The 21,298-nt window shown below is 66.7% G+C and carries 25 protein-coding genes; 8 read left to right on the top strand and 17 right to left on the bottom strand.

Annotated features, from left to right (window positions below; all coding sequences use genetic code 11):
* Positions 1–96: 96 nt before the first annotated feature.
* Positions 97–2,835 carry a cation-transporting P-type ATPase gene (locus J2X09_RS25255; protein ID WP_204735630.1) on the bottom strand — a complete coding sequence of 913 codons (2,739 nt, stop codon included), beginning with the start codon at positions 2,833–2,835 and terminating at the stop codon, positions 97–99.
* 82 nt (positions 2,836–2,917) lie between these two features.
* Here J2X09_RS25255 and J2X09_RS25250 point away from each other — a divergent pair, with 82 nt between their 5' ends.
* Entirely contained in the window at positions 2,918–3,067 is a 150-nt protein-coding gene (locus J2X09_RS25250) for a hypothetical protein (RefSeq protein WP_204735631.1), read from the top strand.
* Positions 3,068–3,237: 170 nt separating this feature from the next.
* Here J2X09_RS25250 and J2X09_RS25245 read toward each other — a convergent pair whose 3' ends face one another.
* The 15 genes from J2X09_RS25245 to J2X09_RS25175 form a co-directional block, all read right to left on the bottom strand.
* Positions 3,238–4,113, bottom strand: coding sequence for a Crp/Fnr family transcriptional regulator (locus J2X09_RS25245; protein WP_204735632.1), 876 nt, complete (start codon positions 4,111–4,113; stop codon positions 3,238–3,240).
* Between the two features lie 53 nt (positions 4,114–4,166).
* Positions 4,167–4,646 (bottom strand): TerB family tellurite resistance protein, encoded by a 480-nt coding sequence (locus tag J2X09_RS25240; protein WP_204735633.1) that lies wholly within the window; start codon positions 4,644–4,646, stop codon positions 4,167–4,169.
* A gap of 74 nt (positions 4,647–4,720) precedes the next feature.
* On the bottom strand, positions 4,721–4,981 hold the full coding sequence (locus tag J2X09_RS25235) for a hypothetical protein (protein WP_204735634.1): 261 nt from the start codon (positions 4,979–4,981) through the stop codon (positions 4,721–4,723).
* Positions 4,982–5,227: 246 nt separating this feature from the next.
* A complete protein-coding gene (locus J2X09_RS25230; protein WP_204735635.1) occupies positions 5,228–5,755 on the bottom strand; it encodes a tellurite resistance TerB family protein in 528 nt (175 codons plus the stop codon).
* A 33-nt stretch (positions 5,756–5,788) separates the two neighbouring features.
* The gene (locus tag J2X09_RS25225) at positions 5,789–6,055 is read right to left on the bottom strand and encodes a TFIIB-type zinc ribbon-containing protein (protein ID WP_204735636.1); all 267 of its coding nucleotides are present in this window, start codon (positions 6,053–6,055) and stop codon (positions 5,789–5,791) included.
* 10 nt (positions 6,056–6,065) lie between these two features.
* The gene (locus J2X09_RS25220; protein WP_310309711.1) at positions 6,066–6,746 is read right to left on the bottom strand and encodes a Bax inhibitor-1/YccA family protein; all 681 of its coding nucleotides are present in this window, start codon (positions 6,744–6,746) and stop codon (positions 6,066–6,068) included.
* A complete protein-coding gene (locus J2X09_RS25215) occupies positions 6,743–7,141 on the bottom strand; it encodes an HPF/RaiA family ribosome-associated protein (RefSeq protein ID WP_204735637.1) in 399 nt (132 codons plus the stop codon). The genes J2X09_RS25220 and J2X09_RS25215 overlap by 4 nt, the downstream gene beginning before the upstream one ends.
* A 450-nt stretch (positions 7,142–7,591) precedes the next feature.
* Positions 7,592–7,942 (bottom strand): Na+/H+ antiporter subunit G, encoded by a 351-nt coding sequence (locus J2X09_RS25210; protein WP_310309709.1) that lies wholly within the window; start codon positions 7,940–7,942, stop codon positions 7,592–7,594.
* 4 nt (positions 7,943–7,946) lie between these two features.
* On the bottom strand, positions 7,947–8,216 hold the full coding sequence (locus tag J2X09_RS25205; RefSeq protein WP_289509296.1) for a K+/H+ antiporter subunit F: 270 nt from the start codon (positions 8,214–8,216) through the stop codon (positions 7,947–7,949).
* A gap of 2 nt (positions 8,217–8,218) precedes the next feature.
* Positions 8,219–8,716, bottom strand: coding sequence for a Na+/H+ antiporter subunit E (locus tag J2X09_RS25200; protein WP_137918494.1), 498 nt, complete (start codon positions 8,714–8,716; stop codon positions 8,219–8,221).
* Entirely contained in the window at positions 8,713–10,296 is a 1,584-nt protein-coding gene (locus tag J2X09_RS25195; protein ID WP_204735638.1) for a monovalent cation/H+ antiporter subunit D, read from the bottom strand. Before J2X09_RS25195 ends, J2X09_RS25200 begins: the two co-directional genes overlap by 4 nt.
* Positions 10,293–10,667 (bottom strand): Na+/H+ antiporter subunit C, encoded by a 375-nt coding sequence (locus J2X09_RS25190; protein WP_204735650.1) that lies wholly within the window; start codon positions 10,665–10,667, stop codon positions 10,293–10,295. The genes J2X09_RS25195 and J2X09_RS25190 overlap by 4 nt, the downstream gene beginning before the upstream one ends.
* A complete protein-coding gene (locus J2X09_RS25185) occupies positions 10,667–13,507 on the bottom strand; it encodes a monovalent cation/H+ antiporter subunit A (protein ID WP_204735639.1) in 2,841 nt (946 codons plus the stop codon). The genes J2X09_RS25190 and J2X09_RS25185 overlap by 1 nt, the downstream gene beginning before the upstream one ends.
* The gene (locus J2X09_RS25180; protein ID WP_310309704.1) at positions 13,504–13,845 is read right to left on the bottom strand and encodes a calcium:cation antiporter family protein; all 342 of its coding nucleotides are present in this window, start codon (positions 13,843–13,845) and stop codon (positions 13,504–13,506) included. The genes J2X09_RS25185 and J2X09_RS25180 overlap by 4 nt, the downstream gene beginning before the upstream one ends.
* Positions 13,846–14,538: 693 nt before the next feature.
* Complete coding sequence (locus tag J2X09_RS25175) at positions 14,539–14,814, bottom strand: DUF2934 domain-containing protein (protein ID WP_204735640.1); 276 nt, start codon at positions 14,812–14,814, stop codon at positions 14,539–14,541.
* A 391-nt stretch (positions 14,815–15,205) separates the two neighbouring features.
* On the opposite strand from J2X09_RS25175, the gene J2X09_RS25170 reads away from it, so the two are divergent.
* From J2X09_RS25170 to J2X09_RS25145, 7 genes are all read left to right on the top strand, one after another.
* Positions 15,206–15,817 carry a universal stress protein gene (locus tag J2X09_RS25170; RefSeq protein WP_310309702.1) on the top strand — a complete coding sequence of 204 codons (612 nt, stop codon included), beginning with the start codon at positions 15,206–15,208 and terminating at the stop codon, positions 15,815–15,817.
* A complete protein-coding gene (locus J2X09_RS27115; protein ID WP_374726533.1) occupies positions 15,718–15,936 on the top strand; it encodes a universal stress protein in 219 nt (72 codons plus the stop codon). Before J2X09_RS25170 ends, J2X09_RS27115 begins: the two co-directional genes overlap by 100 nt.
* A gap of 312 nt (positions 15,937–16,248) precedes the next feature.
* Positions 16,249–17,295 carry a patatin-like phospholipase family protein gene (locus tag J2X09_RS25165; RefSeq protein ID WP_204735642.1) on the top strand — a complete coding sequence of 349 codons (1,047 nt, stop codon included), beginning with the start codon at positions 16,249–16,251 and terminating at the stop codon, positions 17,293–17,295.
* A 40-nt stretch (positions 17,296–17,335) separates the two neighbouring features.
* Complete coding sequence (locus J2X09_RS25160) at positions 17,336–18,796, top strand: GntP family permease (protein WP_204735643.1); 1,461 nt, start codon at positions 17,336–17,338, stop codon at positions 18,794–18,796.
* Positions 18,797–19,267: 471 nt separating this feature from the next.
* Complete coding sequence (locus J2X09_RS25155; protein ID WP_204735652.1) at positions 19,268–19,384, top strand: sodium-dependent bicarbonate transport family permease; 117 nt, start codon at positions 19,268–19,270, stop codon at positions 19,382–19,384.
* Positions 19,385–19,412: 28 nt separating this feature from the next.
* Positions 19,413–19,634, top strand: a complete 222-nt coding sequence (locus tag J2X09_RS25150) for a P-II family nitrogen regulator (RefSeq protein WP_204735644.1) — start codon at positions 19,413–19,415, stop codon at positions 19,632–19,634.
* A gap of 111 nt (positions 19,635–19,745) precedes the next feature.
* Complete coding sequence (locus J2X09_RS25145) at positions 19,746–20,639, top strand: universal stress protein (protein WP_204735645.1); 894 nt, start codon at positions 19,746–19,748, stop codon at positions 20,637–20,639.
* A gap of 437 nt (positions 20,640–21,076) precedes the next feature.
* Here J2X09_RS25145 and J2X09_RS25140 read toward each other — a convergent pair whose 3' ends face one another.
* On the bottom strand, positions 21,077–21,214 hold the full coding sequence (locus tag J2X09_RS25140; RefSeq protein ID WP_204735646.1) for a hypothetical protein: 138 nt from the start codon (positions 21,212–21,214) through the stop codon (positions 21,077–21,079).
* Between the last annotated feature and the right edge of the window lie 84 nt (positions 21,215–21,298).

Genomic DNA, 21,298 nt, shown 5'->3' with positions numbered 1-21,298 from the left:
TGCCCGACAACTGCGAGGTAGGCCCCGAGGTACTTGCGTGCGCGGTAGGTGTATACCTCCATGGCCAGGCACCTGCGCTTGTCGGTGACTTCAACTTCACTCGTCCAGGCCGAGGCGGCGCACGATCAGTTTCTCCACCTCGAGCACCAGGAGCACCAGGGCACCGACGGCGATGATCTGCGCGCCCACCTGGAGCGACAGCGCGCTGGTGTTGAACAGGGTCTGCATGAACGGTGCGTAGGTGAACACGAGTTGCAGCAGGAAGACGCCGGATACGGCGGCCAGCACTCGTGGCGTGCCCTGCACGCCGGTCCAGGTGAACGACGGCGACTTCAGGTAGCGCACGCTGAACAGGTAAAACACCTCCATCGCCACCAGGGTGTTGACGGCCACGGTGCGGGCTTCCTCGATGGCCGCGCCGCGCGCCAGCGCCAGCTCGAACATGCCGAAGATGCCCAGCATGAACAGCGTCGAGACGAACACGATGCGCCAGATCACGAAGCCCGAAAGCATGGGCTCGTCGGGCCGGCGCGGCGGCCGCGTCATCACATCGGCCTCGGTCGGTTCGAAGGCCAGCACCATGGCCAGGCCGATCGAGCTGACCATGTTCACCCACAGGATCTGCGCCGGCAGGATTGGCAGGGCGATGCCCAGCAGCACGGCCAGCAGCAGTGTCAGCGACTCGCCGCCGTTGACGGGCAGCAGGAAGGTCACCGTCTTGCGCAGGTTGGTGTAGACGGTGCGGCCTTCTTCGACCGCATGCGCGATGGAGGCGAAGTTGTCGTCGGCCAGCACGATGGAGCCTGCCTGCTTGGCGGCCTCGGTGCCCTTCATGCCCATCGCCACGCCGACATCGGCTTGCTTCAGCGCCGGGGCGTCGTTGACGCCATCGCCGGTCATGGCCACCACCTGGCCCTCGGCCTGCAGGGCACGCACCAGGCGCAGCTTGTGCTCGGGGCTGGCACGTGCGAAGACGGTCGTCTCGATCGCCAGGCGGCGCAGCGCTAGGTCGTCGCAGGCCTCGACCTCGGCGCCGGTGGCGGCTTTCACGTCGCCGCCGCCCAGGCCGATCTGGCGCGCGATCGCGCTGGCCGTCACGGCGTGGTCCCCGGTGATCATCTTCACCTCGATGCCGGCGGCACGGCACTGCGCCACGGCGCGGATCGCCTCGTCGCGCGGCGGGTCGATGATGCCCACCAGGCCGAGCAGGGTCAGCCCCTGTTGCACGTCGCCAAGCACCAGGCGTGCGTGGTCCGACGGCACAACGCGCCGCGCCAGCGCCAGCACGCGCCGGCCCGCAGCGGCTTGCTCATCGACCCGGGTGTGCCAGGCGGCGGCGTCGAAGGCTTGTTCGCGGCCCTGGTCATCGAACTGCGCCGCGCACATGGTGAACACCCGTTCGGGGGCCCCCTTGACGAACACCACGTTGCCTGCACCCGGGGTTGTACCTGGGGCATGCAGCGTGGCCATGTAGCGGTGCTCCGACTCGAACGGGATCACGTCCAGCCGCGGCTGCTGCGCCGCCAGCGCGGCGAGGTCGAAGCCGGCCTTGCGTGCCAGCGTCAGCAGCGCGCCTTCGGTGGGGTCGCCGGTCACGGTCCACTGACCAGCACCTCCAACTGGCCCGGTCTGCTCACGCAGGCTGGCGTCGTTGCACAGCGCGCCGGCTTGCGCCAGGCCGTGCACCGCAGGCGGCCAGCCGGCGCACGGGCCGTCGACCGTCTCCAGCCCGCCGTGCGGGGCATACCCTGCGCCCTGCACGGTGAAGCAGCCCTCGGCCAGCACCACCTGCTGCACCGTCATCTCATTGCGGGTGAGGGTGCCGGTCTTGTCCGAGCAGATCACGGTCACCGAGCCCAGCGTCTCGACGGCCGGCAGGCGGCGGATCACCGCATGGCGCCTGGCCATTCTCTGCACGCCGATGGCCAGCGTGATCGTCATGATCGCGGGCAGTCCCTCGGGTATGGCGGCCACCGCCAGACCCACCGCGGCCATGAACATGTCGATGGCGGCGTAGTCGCGCACCAGCGTGCCGAAGCCGAACAGCAGCGCCGCCGTCGCCATGATCACCAAGCTCAGCACGCGGCCGAAATCGCTCATCTTGCGCAGCAACGGGGTGGTGACGGCCTGCACCTCCTCCAGCAGGCGCCCGATGCGGCCGATCTCGGTGCGCGCACCGGTGGCCACCACCACGGCGCGGGCCTGGCCCTGGGTGACCATGGTCGCGGCGTAGGCCATGCCCAGGCGATCGCCGATGGGCGCCGCCTCGTCCACCGCAGCGGTGTCCTTGTCCACGGGCACCGACTCGCCCGTCAGCGCTGCCTCGTCGATGCGCAGGTTGCGCGCCTGCAGCAGCCGCAGGTCGGCCGGGACGCGGTCGCCCGAGGCGAGCAGAACGATGTCCCCGGGCACCAGGTCGGTGGCGTCGATGTCGTGCTGCGCGCCGTCGCGCAGCACCAGTGCGCGCGGCGAGAGCATGCGGCGGATGGCTTGCAGCGCGCGTTCGGCCTTGCCTTCCTGCACGAAGCCGATCACGGCGTTGAGCACCACCACTGCGACTATGACCCCGGTGTCGACCCAATGCCCCAGCAAGGCGGTAATGCTGGCTGCGCCCAGCAGCAGGTAGATCAGCAGGTTGTGGAACTGCAGTGCCAGGCGCCACATGGGGTGGGTCGGTTTCACCTCGGCCAGGCGGTTGGGCCCGTGCTCGGCCCGGCGGCGCGCCACGGCGGCTGCCGCCAGCCCGGCCGTCGCATCGGTTTGCAGGCGCTCCAGCACCTGCATGGCGTCCAGGGCATGCCAAGCAGCGTCGGGTTTCGGGGCAGGCGGGGTCATGTGGGCAATCCGGAATTCATCGGCAGCGTCATCGCTACATTGGACTGTACCCGCCCATGCGCACCTTGATAGCCGGCAATTCATGCTGATCGCCCACACGTTCGGCGCGCACATCGGCCTGTTCCAGCTGGGCAGGTGGTTGTGGACCAATGGGCTGCGGTTGCCCGCAGGCCTGCCTTTGCGGGAGATGCTGGCGCACTCCTGCGGTGGAGCCGCTCCATCTTGGTACTGACCTAAGCCCGGCGTCCGTGATGACTGCAGCCGCGCTCTGTCAGCGGGCGCAGCGCAAGTGCACTGCAGCCGCGCGCGATCGGATTCCCGAAGCGGCCCTGACGAACGGCCTGCCCATCGACTGGTCCTCTGGGTCGTCGCCGATCGAACTGCCGCGGCATTCCGGCGTTATCACGCGACGCATCGCAGCCGTCGACCTTCCGCAGCAGAGGCCCGGACCGTGAGGTCGGGTGCCACCGCCTGGGGCCTCGGGCGCTGAGTTCGATGGGGTGCGCCTTCCAACTGGCAGGTGCTGCACGCCAGGGCCGCGAGGCGGTCCATGTCGAGGATTGCGATGGCGCGGTTTTCGACACGCACGCACTCCCGCAGCGAGCTTGAACCGAAGGAGCGACTGACCGTCTCATGTGCGATGCCCAGGTAGCGGGCTATGTCACGCCGACCCATGGGCAGGTGGAAGAGGCGCGGTGATTGCCCCCGGGCGGCCATGTGCAGCGACTGCTGCATGAGAAAGCGGGCCATGCGCACCTCGGCAGCCATGGGAGCCATCAGCGCGATCTGTTCGTCGCGCCGTGACAACTGGCGGCTGAGCGCGAAGTGCAAGGCGCGATCGAACCCTCTGATGCGTTGGCCGAGCGCGGACAGATCCCGAACCAGTACCGCGTAGACGGTCGCGTCCTCGAGCGCGACCGCAGAGGTCGGATGTGCACCCACGCAAAGGGCATCGAAGCCGAGCAGTTCGGCACGGCCAGCGAACCCGAGCACATGCTCGGCGCCGTCTTCGGCGATGCGGTGGCTCTTGAAGTGGCCGGTGTACACGACATAGATCGATTCCGCACGTGCACCCTCGTGAAACAGCGTGTGGCCGGCGTGCAGCTGACGCATCAGGACCGGAGTTGACTCCGCGGCTCTCGAGTTGCCGGGTTCATCACCCAGCAGTCTCAGCAGGTCGGCCACGGTGCTTCGCCCGCCCATGCCCGCGTAACCAGGCAAGGCGAACGCGTCGCTCGTCAGGTGCTCCTCGCGCGCTTGTTTACAGAGGTTCATCATTCATCTCCCGAAGTTTCAATTGACGGCCTTGCGAACTGCCCTTGTATGGGCCGTCAGACCCGGCGGGTGCTGCGGGCCGTCACCTGGAAGTCGAGGCCGTACAGCAAGGGTTCCAGCAATTCATGCTCATCGGGGTGCAGACCCCAATGGTCGATGGCGGCCAGCACGACGATGGACTCACTGTCGTCGACCCTGCCGTCCGCATTGACGACCGCCGTACACAGGCGCAGCACCAGGCGTTGCAGTGCCACGTCGTCGATAGCGGCGAGCATCTGTTCGATCATCCGGCCGTCGATCCGGCAGTCTGTGCCATGAGCGGCCGACCACAGCAGGTCGATGCACAACTCGTGGACGACGTCGTGCCATTCCAGGCGCGTCAGGCCCAGTTGTTCGTGGACCCGCATCGCTTCGAGCACGGCCACCTCGGAAGGCTTGACCTCGCCGTTCGAGATGAGTGCCAAGGCAACGATATTGGCCGCGGCCTGTGGGCTGTTGCGGGGATAACGGCGCGTCGAGGAAGAATGCTTGTTCATGGTTGACCCTTCTGGTTGATCAGAGTTGGCTCCCTGCCCTATGGCCGGGCCGGGCGTGTCTGGCACGGATTCAGTCACGAGCCGAGTTTTTTCAGTGTGGCCTGGATGCCCGCGGCCTTGGCCGCCTCGCGGAACGTCTCGGTCGTGGGCAACAGGGGTTTGGGACCGGTATCTTCGAGGAACAGCACAGGCATCGCCTGTTGGGCCAGGGCTTGGGTCTGTGCCTGGGCGCTCGCGATCGAGCCGAACAGCCAGATGGTGATGGCCAGGAGCAGCCAGCCGGCGGTGTACAGGACAGGCTTTCGGAGCGAGCGGACCGAGGTTTGGGTTTTCATTGAAATTTCCTTGGGGTTGCAGAGAAGAAACTGAAGATGCTGTCGAGGATAGATATCCGATGGCGAGGATTCTTGGGGGGCTGCGTGGGCCCCGGCCCGACCTCGCGGGCAAGTCGCCTGAGTTCGTGTCGCGTTGTGCCTCCGGAGTCGGGGGGACGGAGTCGCTGAACTCGCTGGCGACGTGACGCACGCTGTATTGCGAAGTGGGCGATCCGTCGGATGGGACAAGGACTCCCGGCATGGTGTTCATCCTTTCGGACAATGCCGGACCATCTGTCTCGGTGGGGCGCCGATCAGCAAGTCCGGTGGTTGATGTTCATCAACCCAGGTGCTCGTCCTCGGGCAGCTGAGACCCCCTGGGCCGCCGCGCCTTGAACTCAGCGACGCGGGCTGCATGCCCCACAGCGCGAGCGCCGCCCCGAGCACCACCGACTCGCCCTTTGCAACGCGGCCGTCTGCCTCGATCACTGCGACGCAAAGGCACAGCACCGTGCGGCGCAGCCCGGGATCGGTGATCTCGGCCACCCGCTCGGCCAGCGAACGAGGGTCGACCTGACACGCGTCCGCCCAGGTCAGCTGCGCCGCCGAAAGCAATTCCTTCCAGCAGTCATGCACGACGACATGGAACTGCTCGGTTCCAAGCCCGAGTTGCGCGTGCGCGTCGAGTCGATCGAGCACGCCGATTTCGGCCATGCAAATTTCACCGTCGGCCAGCATGGCCAGCGCGACGATGCTGGCAGCCGCCTGCGGGCTGTTGGTCGGGTAGGGTTGCATGGCCCAATGTTCCTTGGATTGGCGTTGCTGCGGTCAGTCGAAGATCTCGCTCAACCACGATTTCCTGCGGTTGCTTCGTGGGTCTCGACCACGGTGTTGGTCGGAATCGGCAAAGTCGGGCCGCGATCGCCCGGCGCCGATCGGATCCGCTGCGGGCGCCGCTGTCGTGGCGCGTTCGATCAGCTTGTCGAGCTCGCCGCGATCGAGCCACACGCCCCGGCACTGCGGGCAGTAGTCGATCTCGACGCCTTGGCGGTCGGTCATCACGAGGGTGGATTCGGGGCAGTTCGGGCATTTCATGGTGTGCACCTCAATCGTTGTTGTTGCCGAAGCCGATCAAGGCCAGCAGGCTGCTGAACAGGTTGTAGATCGACACGTACAGGCTGACCGTGGCCATGATGTAGTTCGTCTCGCCGCCGTTGACGATACGGCTGGTTTCAAACAGGATCAGGCCACCCATGAGCAACACGAACGCCGCCGAGACGGTGAGCGACAGTGCAGGCACCTGGAAAAAGATGGCGCCCAGCCCGGCCAAGAAGGCGACGAGGATGCCGGCCAGCAGGAACCCGCTCATGAAGCTGAAGTCCTTGCGCGTGGTCAGGGCGTAGGCGGAAAGGCCGACGAAGATGGTGGCCGTGCCGCCCATGGCCATCATCACCACCTGGTGTCCGTTGGGCATGGCCAGGTACTGGCTGACGATGGGGCCCAGCGTGTATCCCATGAAGCCGGTGAGCCCGAAGACGGCCGCCAGTCCCCAGGCGCTGTTGCGCAGCTTCGTGGTCGCGTACAACAGGCCGAAGAAGCCGAGCAGGGTGATCACGATGCCGGGATGCGGCAACTTCAGCGCGGCACTGGTGGCCGCGATGGCGGCACTGAAGAACAGCGTCGCCGACAACAGGCCGTAGGTGTTGCGCAGGACGCGGTTGGTGCTCAGCATGCCTGGTGCGCCGGTCTGGGCAACCACCACCGGCAAGGTCCGCTCGGTTGTCATGCTCGTTCTCCTTCCGGATGTGCGGGGTGGGGTGTCGGGGCAAGTTCCTCTGGCGCGATGAGGTGGGCGTCGGCACGACCGGGCCGCCGATCGATGCGTGAGCGGTCGAGATGCTTGACCACCACGCGACCCACGCGGTCCGCCGCGCGATCAATGACGGTGTAGAGGTCGGCTCCGAGTTCGTCGATGACCGCCACCGGTGCGTCCAGCAGATGCACCTGGATGCGACAGAACTTGTCGACGCCGCCTCGTGGGCCGTTCTCGTCGCCGATACGTACCACGACGCGCTGGATGCGGTCGCTGTGCCGGGTCAGCACGAAGCGCAACCGACGCTTGGCGTGATCGGCCAGTGCGCTGGTCAGTGGGAATCCCTGGCTGTGGATATCGATGTTCATGCGTTTCCTTTTCCGGTCACCCGATGGGGCGACATGGAGACTGTAGGGGCCTGTCGAAGAAAGAAAAAGCAGATAGATATAGAATGTTTATTCGTAAAAGTCGGATGGTTGAAGCGCCGGACGGGCCCGCTTTGCACCGCACAAGCGGGTTGGGACAGGCCGGCCGCTTGGGTGGCAACCCCGTGGTGACCTCTGCAGTAATCGGCAGGTGGGCGGCGGCGAAACCAGTGAGCCCGCATTTCTCTCAAGCAACCGGTTCGGCAGCGGGCTCGCGTGCAAAGTAACAGTCGTGACGACGTGTGGACACCCCGGAGCGAACCGGGTCCGTCAGCGCAGGGGCCCGCTTCCCGGTGGGGCGGCCGGCCCCCCGCGTCAGAATGGTTGTCGATCCTTCATGGAACAACCCCGGGAGCGGCGATGAAGCGCAGTCAGCGGATCATGTTCCGGGCCTCATACCCTTGGATCAACTGGCCCCGAGGGCGGCGCCGGTGGCCGCAGTGAGGGGTCCAGCTTCAGCGCCGCCTTGATCAACAGGTGGGCTGACACCGGGGCGGTCATGAAGAGGAAAAGGGCGATCAGCAACTCATGCAGGCTGGCCGTGCCCTGCGCCACGCTGAACCACATCGACGAGGCGATCAGCACGCAGCCCACGCCCAGCGTCGTCGCCTTGGTGGGGCCGTGCAGGCGCTTCAGAAAGTCGGACAACTTGGCCAGCCCCCAGGAGCCGATCAGCGCAAATGCTGCGCCGATCACCACCAGGGCGGCCAGTAGCCCATCGAGCCACAGAGGCAGGTTGGTCACGGCTTCACTCCACGATATCGCCACGCAACAAGTACTTGGACAGCACGACGGTGCTGGCGAAGCCCAGCATCGCGATGAGCAGCGCGGCTTCAAAGTACAGCGGCGTGTCGCGTTGAATGCCGAGCAGCACAAGCAGCGCGATCGTGTTGATGTACAGCGTGTCGAGCGCCAGGATGCGGTCGACCAGCGACGGCCCTTTCAGCAGCCGCCAGGCGTTCAATGCCATTGCGAAGACGAAGGCCGCCATGGCCCAGGGCAGGACGGTGGCGAGCAGGTTCATCGGGCACTCCCTTCGAAGATGTCTTGCAGCGGCGCTTCGTAACGCGCCTTGATACCGGCGATCAGCGCCGCTTCGTCGTCGACGTTGAGCACATGGATCAACAGGTGACGCTGGTCTTCTGTCAGCTCCGACGACAACGTGCCCGGGGTCATTGTGATGATGCCGGCCAGCGCCACGATGCCGTGCGGGTCGGTGATCGACAAGGGCAGCCAGACGAAGGCCGGCTGGATCGCCGCCTCGCGGCCCAGGATGCGTCGGGCGACTTCGATGTTGGAGGTGACGATGTCCCACAACACGACCCCGCCCAGCCGGACGATCTTCAACGGGTGCCGCAGTGAGCCCTTGTTGGGACGCAAGGCCTCGGTGAACCAGGGAATCACCAGGGCCAGCAGGGCGCCGAGCGCCAGCTGGCCGAGCGACCACGACTGGTTCAGCAGCGGCCAGACGAGGAACAGCATGACGCTGAGCAGCGGGGCGGGGAGCAGTCGCTTCATGGCTTGCCCCCGCGCTCGCGCATCTCGCGCCGCACGTCGATCGCAGCGGGCACCGGCTGCGCCCCGAGCACGGCGCGCAGATAGGCCTGGCGTTCGAACAACTGTGCCGCTGTGGCTTGCGTGTAGCGCGACAAGGGCCCTGCGGCAAGACTGCAGGCGAGCACGGCCGCGAGCAGCAGCACCAGGGCCAGGCCGTGGCCGGCGCGCGGCGGCAGCGCGCCGGTTTCGATGGGGGATGATGCCAGCGCCGGCGTGGCCGGCGCCGGGCTCCAGAACAGCACCGAGCCGCTGCGCGCCAGGGCCACCATCACAAACAAGCTGCCGGCCAGCACGACGGCGATGGTCCAGGCCCCCCAGACGGTCGGGCCAGCGGCCTGCAGCAGCAGCGCCTTGCCCATGAAACCGGCCAGAGGCGGCATGCCGGCAGCAGCCACGGCGCAGACGAGGAACGTCACGCCCAGGCGATGGCGGGAGCCGTCGAACGGCCCGGCGCGCAAGGTGTCGGCCGACTGTCCGCGTGCGTAGGCGATGCGGTCGACCAGCAGAAACAGGGTCGCCGCCACCAGCGTGCTGTTGACCATGTAGAACAGCCCAGCCGCCACGGTGGCGGGCTGCGCCAGGCCCACCGCCAGCAGCAGCGTGCCGGCCGAGCCGATGACCAGGTAGCCGATCTGCGTGCGCAGTTGCTGCGCCGCCAGCGCGCCGATCGCTGCCAGCGCGATGGTCGCCAGCGCCAGCGCAGGCAGCCACGGCCCGGCCACCCCGGCCGTCGGGCCACCGTCCTCGCCGAAGATCAGCGTGCTGACGCGCAACACGCTGTACACGCCCACCTTGGTCATCACCGCGAACAGCGCCGCTGCCGGGGCACACGCCGCGCCATAGGTCGCCGGCAGCCAGAAGTACAGCGGCAGCAGCGCGGCCTTGACGAAGAACACCACCAGCAGCAGCAAGGCAGCGCTCTGCAGCAGCAGCCCCCGATCCGCCGGCAGATGGGCCATGCGCTGTGCCATGTCGGCCATGTTCAGCGTGCCGGTCAGTCCGTACAGCAGGCTCACGGCGATCAGGAACAGCGCCGCGCCGGCGAGGTTGAAGCCGACATAGTGCAGCGACGCCCTCAGCCGCGCCAAGCCCGCCCCGTGCAGCAACAGGCCATAGGACGAGATCAGCAGGACTTCGAAGAACACGAACAGGTTGAACAGGTCGGCGGTCAGGAAAGCGCCGTTCAGGCCCATCAGCTGGAACTGGAACAGGGCGTGGAAGTGCGGACCGCGCCGGTCATCACCGCCGCGGGCGTAGAGCAGGGCTGCCAGTGCGACGCCGGCGGTCAGCGTCAGCATCAGCGCCGACAGCCGGTCCAGCACCAGCGAGATGCCGAAGGGCGCCGCCCAGTTGCCCACCAGGTAGGCCTGGACACCGCCGCGATCGGCCTGCACCAGCAGGGCGATCGCTACGGCCAGCAGGGCGGCGGTGGCGACGACGCCGATGCGTGCAGCCAGCGCCGGGGCACGGCCGCCGATCAGCACCAGAGTGGCGCCGCACATCAGCGGCAAGACGACCGGCGCGATGATCCAGTGGTTCATGGCCGCCCTCCTTGTGCTGCCGGCTCGTCCGCTTGCGGCTCGGCACCATCGACGTGGTCCGAATCGGTCAGGGCCCGCGTGCGCAGCGCGATCACCAGCATCACCGCTGTCAACGCAAAGCCGATCACGATGGCGGTCAGCACCAGGGCTTGCGGCAAGGGGTCGGCGTAGGTGGCCAGCGTGGCGGCGCGCTGGCCATCGACGATGGGCGCGGCATTGATCCTGATGCGCCCCATCAGGAAGATGAACAGGTTGACCGCATAGCCGAGCAAGGTCAGGCCCAGGATCAGGTCGAAGGTGCGCGCGCGCAGCATCAGGTAGACGCCGCCGGCGGTGAGCGTACCCACCAGGATGGCCAGCATCGCGGCCATCATGGCTTCACCCCCGCAGCACCGGCCGCGCTCAGATTTCCCAGCGCCACCAATGCTGTCATCGTCGCGCCGACCACGGTGAGAAAGACCCCCAGGTCGAACAAGGCCGCGCTGGCGAGCGGCACCGCACCGACCAGCGGCCACAGCGGGTAGTCGTAGCTGCTGGTCAGGAACGGCGCGCCGAAGAACCAGCTGCCCAGGCCGGTGGCCCCGGCCACCAGCAGCCCGGCGCCGATCCAGGGCTGGTAGTCGGTGTTCATGCGCCCGGACACGAAACCCTGGCCATTGGCGACGAACTGCATCACCAGGGCGATCGCCAGCACCAGACCAGCGATGAAACCGCCGCCCGGCAGGTTGTGCCCACGCAGGAACAGGTACGCGGAGACCATGGCCGCCAGCGGCAGCAACAGGCGCACGATCAGCGCCAGCATCAGCGGGTGGCGGTCTTCCGCGCGCAGGGCCCGCGGCGGCACGGCGGCGAGGTGGGTCGGGCGCCAACCGGACAGCAGCGCCTGGATGATCAGCCCCGCCACGCCCAGCACGGTGATCTCGCCCAGCGTGTCGTAGCCGCGGTAGTCGACCAGGATCACGTTCACCGTGTTGGCGCCGCCGCCCAGCGACTGGGTGGTCGCCAGGAAGTACGGCGAGATCGGCTCGAACGGCCGCGCCAGCACCGCCCACACTAGCGCCGCGACGCCGCCGCCGGCCGCCAGCGCGACCAGCGCATCGCGAGCGCGCCGCAGCCCTTGGCCGCGCGGCGCCGCAGGCGACTCGGCCGGCAGCCAGTGCAGCGCCAGCATCATCAGAATGATGGTCGCCACCTCCACCAGCAACTGCGTCAGCGCCAGATCGGGCGCCGAGAAATACACGAAGGCCAGGCTCACCACCAGCCCCACCGCGCCCAGCAGCAACAGCGCCAGCAGCCGCTGGCGGTGGAACCGCACCGTGGCCAACGTTGTCGCCAGGCCGATGACCCAGGCGACGATGAAGCCGAAGCTCACCGGTGGGCCGTCGGGCATGTCCACGGCCGTCTGCGTGCCGCCCAGCGCGAAGGGAAGCGCGCCCGCGATGAGTGCAAAAACGACCAGCACCAGCAGGTAGCGCTGCAATGCGTCGTTCTGCAGCTCGCCGGTGACGCGCCGTGCCAGCGCCCGGCCGCGGTCCAGCGCCAGCGCAAACAGATCGCGCCCGCCGGTCTTCGGAGTCGCGGGCGCTCGCTCCAGCGTGTGCAGGTTGACGCGCCGCTGCAGCACGAAGTACAGCGCCACACCGCCCACCAGCGCCAGCGCGCTCATGCCCAGCGCGAGATTCAGGCCATGCCAGATCGCCAGCGTGTAGGCCGGCAGCGTGCCCTCGAAGCCGCCGAACAGGGTGGCCTTGGCGCCGACGGCCAGCAGCGGGCCGATCGACAGCGCGGGCATCAGGCCGACCACCAGGCACAGCACGACCAATACCTCGACGGGCACGCGCATGAAACGCGGCGGCTCGTGCGGCGTCTTCGGCAAGCCCACCGGATCGCCGTTGAAGAACACGTCATGGATGAAACGCAGGCTGTAGGCCACGCTGAACATCGCCGCCAGCGTCGCGCCAGCCGGCAGCAGCCATTGCATGAGCGGTGTGCTCTGTTTGGCCGCCGCTTCGGCGAAGAACATCTCCTTGCTCAGGAAGCCGTTGAGCAGCGGCACGCCGGCCATCGCCCCCGCAGCGACCATGGCCAGCGCGCCGGTCCACGGCATGCTCTTCCACAGGCCGTTGAGCCGACGCATGTCGCGGGTGCCGGTCTCGTGGTCGATGATGCCAGCGGCCATGAACAGCGAGGCCTTGAAGGTGGCGTGGTTGAGGATGTGGAACACACCCGCCACAACGGCCAGCGGCTCGTCCAGTCCGAACAGCAACGTGATCAGGCCGAGGTGACTTATCGTGGAATAGGCTAGCAGCCCCTTCAGGTCGTGCTGGAACAGTGCCAGGTAGGCGCCCAGCAGCAGCGTGGCCAGGCCCGTCAGCGAAACGATCCAGAACCACGGCTCGCTGTCGCCCAGTGCCGGGTACAGGCGAGCCAGCAGGAACACGCCGGCCTTTACCATCGTGGCCGAATGCAGGTAGGCCGACACCGGCGTCGGTGCGGCCATCGCATGCGGCAGCCAGAAATGGAACGGGAACTGCGCGCTCTTCGTGAAGCAGCCCAGCAGCACCAGCACCAGCGCTGGCAGGTACATCGGGTGCGCGCGCAGCAGGTCGCCGGACTTCAGTACCACGTCGAGATCGGTCGAGCCGACGATGTGCCCGATCAGCAGCACGCCGGCCAGCAGGCACAGCCCACCTGCACCGGTCACGGTCAGCGCCATGCGCGCGCCTTCGCGGGCGTCGGCGCGATGCTGCCAGTAGCCGATCAGCAGGAACGACGACAGGCTCGTCAGTTCCCAGAACACCACCAGCAGGATCAGGTTGTCGGCCAGCACCACGCCCAGCATGGAGCCCATGAACAACATCAGGAACAGAAAGAATCGGGCCGGGGGATCTTCCGCGGCGAGGTAGTAGGCGGCGTACAGCACCACCAGCGCACCGATGCCGGTGATCAACAGCGTGAACAGCCACGCCAGCCCGTCCATGCGAAAGCCGAACTTAAGGCCCAGCGTCGGCAGCCAGTCGACGGACCAGCGCAGCACCTCGCCGCCGAACACGGCCGGCGCGGCCGCGAGCATCGCAATGAACACGAGCAAGGTCACGGCGCCCGCCAGCCACGCGGCCGTTCGCCGCTGGCGGTTGTCGACGCCGGCGATCAGCGCGGCGCCCGCAAAGGGTGTCAGCGCCAGCCAGGGCAGCAGCGCGCCGCTGCTCATGGGCTACAAGTGACCGCACGCGGGGCCGGCTGCAGCATCTCCAGGACCAAGGTCACTGCGGCGAGCGGCAGCATGAAACTCAGCATGACCCAGCTGTCGAGGGGGTTGCTGCCGATCACATTGCCGGTGGCGATGTCGGTGCGCCCCTCCATCGCAGTGCCGAACGACACTGGGAGTCTTGGCCCGCTGGTGTCCAGGGCGACGATGGTCAGGCCCACCACCACCAGCTGCGAGATTCCGAACGAGAGCACCAGTCGCGACAAACCGCGCACCAGAAGGTCGGCGCCGGCCACCAGCGCCGCCAGCCCGCCGAAGAAAATCTGAATCTGGATCATCATGTTGAAGCGATAGGCTGACGCCGCTCGGAGCGTCCGTCTCTATTATGTGGGATGGTAGCTGGTCACCTTGAATCCTCAGAACCACTCTCCCGTCGCCCTGCACACGGCTCGTGCGACCTGAGTGCCATCGAAGAAAAGGCCTTGCACCCAAATCGCGTTGCTGCCTCTGGTCGCCGGGCTGGCCGGGGTCGGCGTCGGCGTGGTGCAGGTGCATGACCAGATCGATGTGCTGTCGCAGATCGAATTCGTGGTACTGCTGTTTGTAGTCGGCCCCAAGCTCGGCCTGCACCCTCGCCACATCGGGCCGGTGCCGTTGGCCACCTGCTTGGAACACGGGCTCTCACCATCGCCCGACTGGTCTGCGTTGATGCGACCCGAGGGCCCTGCCCAAGGCCTTCATGGTGCTGCCCGAAGTGTTCGCGTCGATATCGGGTGTGTCTGGCTCGGGACCGCGCTCTTCACGCTGTTGGTCATTGCCGCACTGACTGTCGGCGGAGTCGCTGTAGGAGGCGCCCGCTGCCTTTGCGCTATACCGCCAGGGCTGGTCGCGTATACGCGCCAGCCTGAGTCTGGGCAAGTTCTGGCACGGAGCGCGCGCTAAACCGTACGCTTGCCCGTCGCCGTGGTGCTGGTGTGCAGCGCATGGCAGGCGTGACCGGGCCGATCGGTCGGTACCGCCATGCAGTGGCTCGATCAAGCGCTGGTCTGCGTGAGCGCCTTGCCTGAAAGTGAATCGGCAGGTACCTGCTGCAACCGCGCGTCGACCTCCGCCTCGGCTTTCAACCAGCCTTCGAGTTCGTGCCCGTAGACACAGCCGCGCGCTTCGAGTTGCGCGTAGGCAGCCTGGCGAATCGCCTGTTGACGCGGATCGTCTGGAGCAACCTGCGTCGCATCGACGGCTTCTTGCTGTGCAGAACTCGGCTCGGGCCCGGCACGGGTGCACGCGGTTTCGCTGAGTTGTGCTGGCATAGTCGGATCTCCTGGCTGAAAGTAGGTTCGCTGCAGAGGCATCGCGACGCCGCTACCGCAGGCCTGAATATAGGCGCATCCGGGTGGGTACCGTTGCGCTGCGTCAATTCATGTGAGTTGGGTGAACATTTCCTCCAGGCGCTGCCGCGACCAGTCCGGACGGCCGAGACCAGTGCCTCGATCGCGCCGGCCGGTTCTTGACCGGAGCGGCGTTGGGAATCGACCTGCCGTTCACTATCGCTCGCGCGCTCGCGGAGGGACCTGTGTTCAGTCCACAGCTGGGGCATCGATTGATGCCTGCCAACGGTGTCGAGATGGAATGCCTGAACATCGCTGGTGCTGGTTCGCATGCTGCGGCATGACCGGGACTGTCACCGGGAGACGTTGCACCATGACGACACTTCGCAGCATTGTGGCGGCGACCGACTTCTCGCCGGCCTCGGACGCTGTCGTACACCGCGCGGCGCAACTGGCGGCGACGCATCGCGTTTCGCTGCGCCTGCTGCTTGCCTTCGACATCGGTTCCTGGCAAATCCTGAAGGGCGTCCTCTGCGGCTTCGGACCACCGCCAAAGGTGATCAACGCGTATGTCGACTCGCATGCAGGCGCCCTCGTCGTGATCGGCTCGCGTGTCGAACCCGCACTTTCGGGCCGGAGCACCACCGCTTTGATGTTTGTACGCAGGCCGCCATGCGCGATCCTGATCGTGCGTGTGGCCGATGACCGGCCTTGCGACGAGATGCTGTCGGTCGTCAACCTGTGCGAAAATTTCGTTTGGACCGCTTCCCTTGCCGTCAATCTGCTGCCGGCCACGCACCTTCACCTGCTGTATTCGCTGGACGCGGCATCGGGCAGCGCTGGATGGGGCGGTCTCTGCGGCGAACCTATGCGCCTGACGCCGGAATCGCTACATACCCAGGCGGAAGGCGGGTTGCAGCGGTTCGCGCAGCGCCTGTCCACTCGCTGCCGGCGCGGGCGATCCTGGTCGCTGCCGCGAAAATAAGCGCGGATCGTGTGGTCGCGGGCCACCATGGCCAGTGCACAGCTGCCGACCAAGGCCTCGGCAGCATGACTCCGAAAGTGATCTACGCTGCGCTTAGCGATGTGCTGGTGGTGCGATGAGGTGCGCGCAACCTGCGTTCGCGGCCGGGACCTCGGCTTCATGGGCCTGCGCCAAAAAGGGGGGGGCGGACTTCCGACAAGCTGCTGGAAGCGGTACAGAGGTTGGTGCACGCCAAGCAGGGGATTTTGTTGCGCTACCTCAACACGCTGACCGCGATGGCCGGGGAAAAACCTCGACGTTCGTCTCCCTCTTGCCCATCGACCTGATTTCGTCGGTGATTGACGGTCTGACGTAGGTTCGCAAGTCAGGAGATCCAGGCTGACCCGGAATCCGCAAGCGGGCTGCGTCGCCGCGTGCAGTAGCATTGCCACATGACATCGCGCCGTATCAGGCACATCGACCTCGCGCTGCAGGGCGGCGGCGCCCACGGCGCGTTCACGTGGGGCGTGCTGGATCGCCTGCTCGAGGACGAGCGCATCGAGATCGACGCCATCAGCGGCACCAGCGCCGGGGCGATGAATGCGGTGGTGCTGGCCGACGGGCTGATGACCGGGGGACGCGAGGGCGCGCGCGAGGCTCTGCGGCGCTTCTGGAGCCGGGTCAGCAATGCGTCCGGGCGCGGCCCGATGGTGCCCCAGGCGCTGGGTGCGTTTTTCGGCAACTGGTCGCTCGAGGGCTCACCGCTGGGCATGTACCTGGACTGGGTCGGCCGCTCGCTGTCGCCGCACCAGATGAACCCGCTCGACATCAACCCATTGCGCGACATCCTGGCGGCCGAGGTCGATTTCGAGCGCGTGCGCGGCTGCAGCAAGGTGCGCCTGTTCGTTTCCGCCACCAACGTGCGTACCGGCGCGCTGAAGGAATTCCGGCAGTCCGAGTTGTCGGCCAACGCCGTGATGGCGTCGGCCTGCCTGCCGCTGCTGTTCCGCGCCGTCGAGATCGACGGCGAGGCCTATTGGGACGGCGGCTACCTCGGCAACCCGTCGCTGCTGCCGCTGATTTCAGAGAGCCCGGCCCACGACCTGGTGCTGGTGCAGATCAACCCGTCACGGCGCGAGGCGCTGCCGACCACTGCCGCGGACATTCTCGACCGTCTGAATGAGATCACCTTCAACAGCAGCCTGGTCAAGGAACTGCGCTCGGTGGCGTTGCTGCAGCAACTGTTGCGCCTGGAAGGCGTGCCGCCCGGTGCGGGCCGAGCGTCGCTGTTCACGCAGGTCGCTGCACTTCGCATGCACCGCATCGAGGCCGAGGCCGAACTGGGCGGCCTCGGTACTGCGAGCAAGCTCAATGCGGGGTGGCCGTTCCTGACGCGGCTGCACCGCATCGGCCATCGCGCTGCGCAGGCCTGGCTCGAAACCAACTTCACCCACTTAGGGCGCCGCTCCACCCTGGCGCTGGAACCCTTCCTGACATGACACTTCTCACTTGTTGCACTGTGCCCGCGGGAGTCTCGCCATGCTGAGCATTGCGGGCATCCTGCTGTCGCTGGCGCTGTTGATGTGGCTGGCCTATCGCGGCATCGGCGTGCTCATCCTGGCCCCGTTGATGGCCCTGCTGGCGGTACTGTTCAGCCCCGACGCGCCGCTGCTGGCCAGTTACACGCAGGTCTTCATGAAGGCGCTCGGTAGCTTCATCGCGCTGTTCTTTCCGCTGTTCCTGCTGGGCGCGGTGTTCGGCAAACTGATGGAAGACTCGGGCGCGGCGCGCGTGATCGCCTCGCGCATCGTCGACTGGCTGGGCGCAGGCCGCGCCGTGCTGGCCATCGTGCTCGCCTGCGCGGTGCTCACCTATGGCGGCGTGTCGCTGTTCGTGGTGGCCTTCGCGGTGTACCCGATCGCGGTCGAACTGTTCCGCGCCGTGGACGTACCCAAACGGCTGATCCCTGCCACCATCGCGTTGGGCGCGTTCACCTTCACCATGACGGCACTGCCCGGCACCCCGGCGATCCAGAACGCGATTCCGATGCCGTACTTCGGCACCACGCCGTTCGCTGCGCCCGGGCTCGGGCTCATTGGCGGCGCGGTGATGGGGGTGCTCGGGGCGCTGTGGCTGCTGCGGCGTGCGCGCCAGGCGGCGGCCGCCGGGGAGGGCTATGGCGCGGACCCCGATGGCCGGGCCCTGCTGGCGCGCAGCGTGCGCCCGCACGCCCAGGGCGAGGGTTACGACGTGGCCGAACTGGGGCCGCAGGGCGGGGCCACGCCACCGGCGCCGCCGCCGAGCTTCGGCGTGGCCATCGCACCCATCGTGGCCGTGGTGGCGCTGAACTGGGTGTTCAGCGCCCACATCCTGCCGGGCCTGGACAGCAGCTACCTGGCCACGGCCCTGTACGGCGCCACGCGCCTGGACGCGGTGCTGGGCACCTGGGCCATCATCGCGGCGCTCGCACTGGCCAACCTGCTGCTGATCGTGCTGGCGCGGCGCAGCCTGCCCACGCTCAAGGCCACGCTGGACGCCGGGGCCAGCGCCTCGGTGCTGCCGATTTTCAACACGGCGTCGCAGGTCGGCTACGGCGCGGTGATCGCCTCGCTGGCCGGTTTTGCGCTGATCCGCGACGCGATGCTGGGCATCGCGCCCGGCAATCCGCTGGTGTCGCTGTCGGTCGCCGTCAATCTGCTGGCCGGCATCACCGGCTCGGCCTCCGGCGGCATGAGCATCGCGTTGCAGACGCTCGGCAGCACCTACCTCGAGATGGGGCGCGCCGCCGGCATCTCGCCCGAGTTGCTGCACCGTGTCACGTCGATCGCCACCGGCGGCCTCGACTCCCTGCCGCACAACGGCGCCGTCATCACGCTGCTGGCCATCTGCAAGCTGACGCACCGCCAGTCCTATTTCGACATCTTCGTGGTGGCGGTGCTGATCCCGCTGCTCGCGCTGGCCGCGGTCGTCGTGCTGGGCACCAACTTCGGGTCGTTCTGAAGCCGCGGCATGGTCGTCTGTCGGCGGGCTGCGGCTCGCCACCTGCGCAGCCCGCGCTTTCGTTGTCGCACTATCCGTACGGCCCCGCTCGATGATCCTCGCATCGGAATGCGGGCTCGATTGCACCAGAGCAACGAAAGAAATGCAGAACACCCGCAAACTCGACCCGCGGACGGTACACGTGGCATGGGCCATGCGCACGGGATCCGGATCGAAGCCCACCCGAGGAGCCCCATGCAACGTTTTGTCCCGAGACCCGGTCCATCGGCCTATGCCTGCGGCCCTGGGGCTGTTGGCCTACGCAGTCGCGGCCCAGCCGGGGTGAACTCAAGTTCGGTGCAGACCTGCACCGACAGGCCGAATGTAAGACGGCAAACCCTTCAGACCTTCACGCCGCCGAATCTTGCTCTTCTGGAAACGTCCATGTAAGACCTTCCACACGCTCGTTTCTGCGGGTTTTTACATGAGTCCCTGCCTGCCCTCAATCCGGCCCTGTCCATCGGCGCGGCGCTGGGCGTCACGTTTCCGTTCAACCTGCTGGTCGGCATTCCGCTTTATCACCGGCTCGCGCAGCAAGCAATAAATTGAGCACGTAATGCAACTACCAGAGGCAGGCATGATCAAACTGCTGACCGTTGTATGCGAGGCCGCGCTTGAGACCACGCTTCTGCGCGACCTCGAGTCGCTGGATGCGCGTGGCTACACGGTGACCGACGCGCGCGGCAAGGGCAGTCGGGGCCGGCGTGACGCCACCTGGGGCCCGCACGCCAACATCCGCGTGGAGGTGCTTGGCACTGCCGAGACGGCGCTCGCCATTTGCGCTGCGCGAGCGCACTAAGACAACGAATCGATAATCCGGCTAGTGGCCGACGTCGAGGTGCTGCGGCCCGAGAAGTTCTAAGCGCTCTATTTCATCAAAGTAACCAAAGGAGTCCGGATGCGTATCCTAATGCCCGTCGATAGCAGTGAGTACAGCAAGGCAGCCGTCGCGTTCGTCGCGACGCGCACCACCCTGTTGAAGAACCCCACCGAAGTTGAACTGCTCAACATCCAGTATCCGGTGCCATCACGCGCCGCGCGTGCATTGGGGCGCGAAATGGTGCATTCATACCACGAATCAGAAGCGGCGAAGGCGCTAAAGACTTCGGCGGCGGCGCTGAAGCGCGCTGGTGCGAACGCCGCTGGACGGTACGTTGTTGGTACCGTGGCGCACGAACTGGCGTCGATCGTTGCCAACGACCGGGCCGATCTGATCGTTATGGGTTCGCACGGCGACACGGGGCTTAAGAAGCTGCTACTCGGCTCGGTGGCAAGCGCTGTGGCCGTCTCATGCACCAAGCCACTGCTCATCCTGCGCGGGGCTCAGATCCCCAAGCGGGATTCGCTGAAAGTCGGCATTGCGCTGGACGGCAGCCCCTACGGCCTAGCCGTCGCGCGCTTCGTGGCCAGGAACCGGGACCTGTTCGGCGCGTCGCCTTCGGTGAGCCTTATTCACGTCGTTCCCGACCTGACGAAGATCGTTGTGCCGGGCTGGATTGAACGCGAGGTGTCGACCGGCATCAAGCCAGAGCAGGTCGAGGCCATGCAGAATGCGGCGTTCGAGAACGTGTTTAAGCCGGCCCATGAGCTTCTTGCCAGAGCCGGCATCACGGCCGCCGAAGTTCGCTTGGTCGGGCAGGTGCCCGGCGATGCGATCGCTATGCATGTCACGAAGAGCAGGCTGGACCTGCTGGCGATGGGGTCGCTCGGCTTCGGAGCAGCCCGGCAAGCCCTCATGGGCTCGGTCGCGACCCGCGTGGCGTCGCGTTGTCAGACCGCGCTGCTGCTGGTGCGGGAGAAGTAGAGACCCGCGCAGCTGCTCGGGTACAGGGCCGTCGGCTGGATACCGTCTTCGCCCGATCCGCACAATATGATTCGCTGCGGGTCAGCACGGCGTGCTTGAGCGGTTCGGTCCACCGATGATCGCACTGAAAATGGTGGGCCGCAGCAGCGTCATGTGCCTGCTGCGGTCACAGGCTGCCGGTTCAATACTTTGCTTCTCTTGTTCGGAGCCCCTACATGACTGAAGCGAACGTGTCCACGACGTCCATTTGGCACGCCCTGGATGCTCCGACCGTTGTCGCACGAGTCGCAACGACGCGCAGCGCGGCGTATCAGCGAAAGAGGCACGTGGCCGACTTGCGCAACTTGGCCCCAATTGCCCGTCCTTGACCAGTCTGACGGCCTCCAGCTTGAACTCCGGCGTGTACTTTGCCCTGCGGCGCTTGTCTTCTTGCTTGCTCATCTCTCGTGCTCCATATCTTGACGTCTCCCCCGAATGCCGGATTTTTCAAAACTAGAGGTAAGGTTGATTTCCGGCAAGCCCGAAGGGGCGCAAGGAGAAGCAATGAAGAGGTCGAGATTTTCAGAGGATGGCATGGACGCCTCCTGAGTCTTTTTCGGTCACGATGGAGGTCCCATCCACCTACCAAGGAGACCGCCATGCTCGCTGTGATCGGACTG

This window comes from Hydrogenophaga laconesensis, from assembly GCF_031457235.1.
Classification (GTDB): Bacteria; Pseudomonadota; Gammaproteobacteria; order Burkholderiales; family Burkholderiaceae_C; genus Hydrogenophaga; species Hydrogenophaga laconesensis.
This window is presented reverse-complemented; position numbering and strand designations above follow the sequence as displayed.

What these genes read in the sequence shown, in the direction of transcription:
- J2X09_RS25255 (WP_204735630.1), bottom strand. Translation starts at nt 2,835, where the DNA reads ATGACCCCGCCTGCCCCGAAACCCGACGCTGCTTGGCATGCCCTGGAC.
- J2X09_RS25250 (WP_204735631.1), top strand. Translation starts at nt 2,918, where the DNA reads ATGCTGATCGCCCACACGTTCGGCGCGCACATCGGCCTGTTCCAGCTG.
- J2X09_RS25245 (WP_204735632.1), bottom strand. Translation starts at nt 4,113, where the DNA reads ATGATGAACCTCTGTAAACAAGCGCGCGAGGAGCACCTGACGAGCGAC.
- J2X09_RS25240 (WP_204735633.1), bottom strand. Translation starts at nt 4,646, where the DNA reads ATGAACAAGCATTCTTCCTCGACGCGCCGTTATCCCCGCAACAGCCCA.
- J2X09_RS25235 (WP_204735634.1), bottom strand. Translation starts at nt 4,981, where the DNA reads ATGAAAACCCAAACCTCGGTCCGCTCGCTCCGAAAGCCTGTCCTGTAC.
- J2X09_RS25230 (WP_204735635.1), bottom strand. Translation starts at nt 5,755, where the DNA reads ATGCAACCCTACCCGACCAACAGCCCGCAGGCGGCTGCCAGCATCGTC.
- J2X09_RS25225 (WP_204735636.1), bottom strand. Translation starts at nt 6,055, where the DNA reads ATGAAATGCCCGAACTGCCCCGAATCCACCCTCGTGATGACCGACCGC.
- J2X09_RS25220 (WP_310309711.1), bottom strand. Translation starts at nt 6,746, where the DNA reads ATGACAACCGAGCGGACCTTGCCGGTGGTGGTTGCCCAGACCGGCGCA.
- J2X09_RS25215 (WP_204735637.1), bottom strand. Translation starts at nt 7,141, where the DNA reads ATGAACATCGATATCCACAGCCAGGGATTCCCACTGACCAGCGCACTG.
- J2X09_RS25200 (WP_137918494.1), bottom strand. Translation starts at nt 8,716, where the DNA reads ATGAAGCGACTGCTCCCCGCCCCGCTGCTCAGCGTCATGCTGTTCCTC.
- J2X09_RS25195 (WP_204735638.1), bottom strand. Translation starts at nt 10,296, where the DNA reads ATGAACCACTGGATCATCGCGCCGGTCGTCTTGCCGCTGATGTGCGGC.
- J2X09_RS25190 (WP_204735650.1), bottom strand. Translation starts at nt 10,667, where the DNA reads ATGGCCGCGATGCTGGCCATCCTGGTGGGTACGCTCACCGCCGGCGGC.
- J2X09_RS25185 (WP_204735639.1), bottom strand. Translation starts at nt 13,507, where the DNA reads ATGAGCAGCGGCGCGCTGCTGCCCTGGCTGGCGCTGACACCCTTTGCG.
- J2X09_RS25180 (WP_310309704.1), bottom strand. Translation starts at nt 13,845, where the DNA reads ATGATGATCCAGATTCAGATTTTCTTCGGCGGGCTGGCGGCGCTGGTG.
- J2X09_RS25175 (WP_204735640.1), bottom strand. Translation starts at nt 14,814, where the DNA reads ATGCCAGCACAACTCAGCGAAACCGCGTGCACCCGTGCCGGGCCCGAG.
- J2X09_RS25170 (WP_310309702.1), top strand. Translation starts at nt 15,206, where the DNA reads ATGACGACACTTCGCAGCATTGTGGCGGCGACCGACTTCTCGCCGGCC.
- J2X09_RS25165 (WP_204735642.1), top strand. Translation starts at nt 16,249, where the DNA reads ATGACATCGCGCCGTATCAGGCACATCGACCTCGCGCTGCAGGGCGGC.
- J2X09_RS25160 (WP_204735643.1), top strand. Translation starts at nt 17,336, where the DNA reads ATGCTGAGCATTGCGGGCATCCTGCTGTCGCTGGCGCTGTTGATGTGG.
- J2X09_RS25150 (WP_204735644.1), top strand. Translation starts at nt 19,413, where the DNA reads ATGATCAAACTGCTGACCGTTGTATGCGAGGCCGCGCTTGAGACCACG.
- J2X09_RS25145 (WP_204735645.1), top strand. Translation starts at nt 19,746, where the DNA reads ATGCCCGTCGATAGCAGTGAGTACAGCAAGGCAGCCGTCGCGTTCGTC.
- J2X09_RS25140 (WP_204735646.1), bottom strand. Translation starts at nt 21,214, where the DNA reads ATGCCATCCTCTGAAAATCTCGACCTCTTCATTGCTTCTCCTTGCGCC.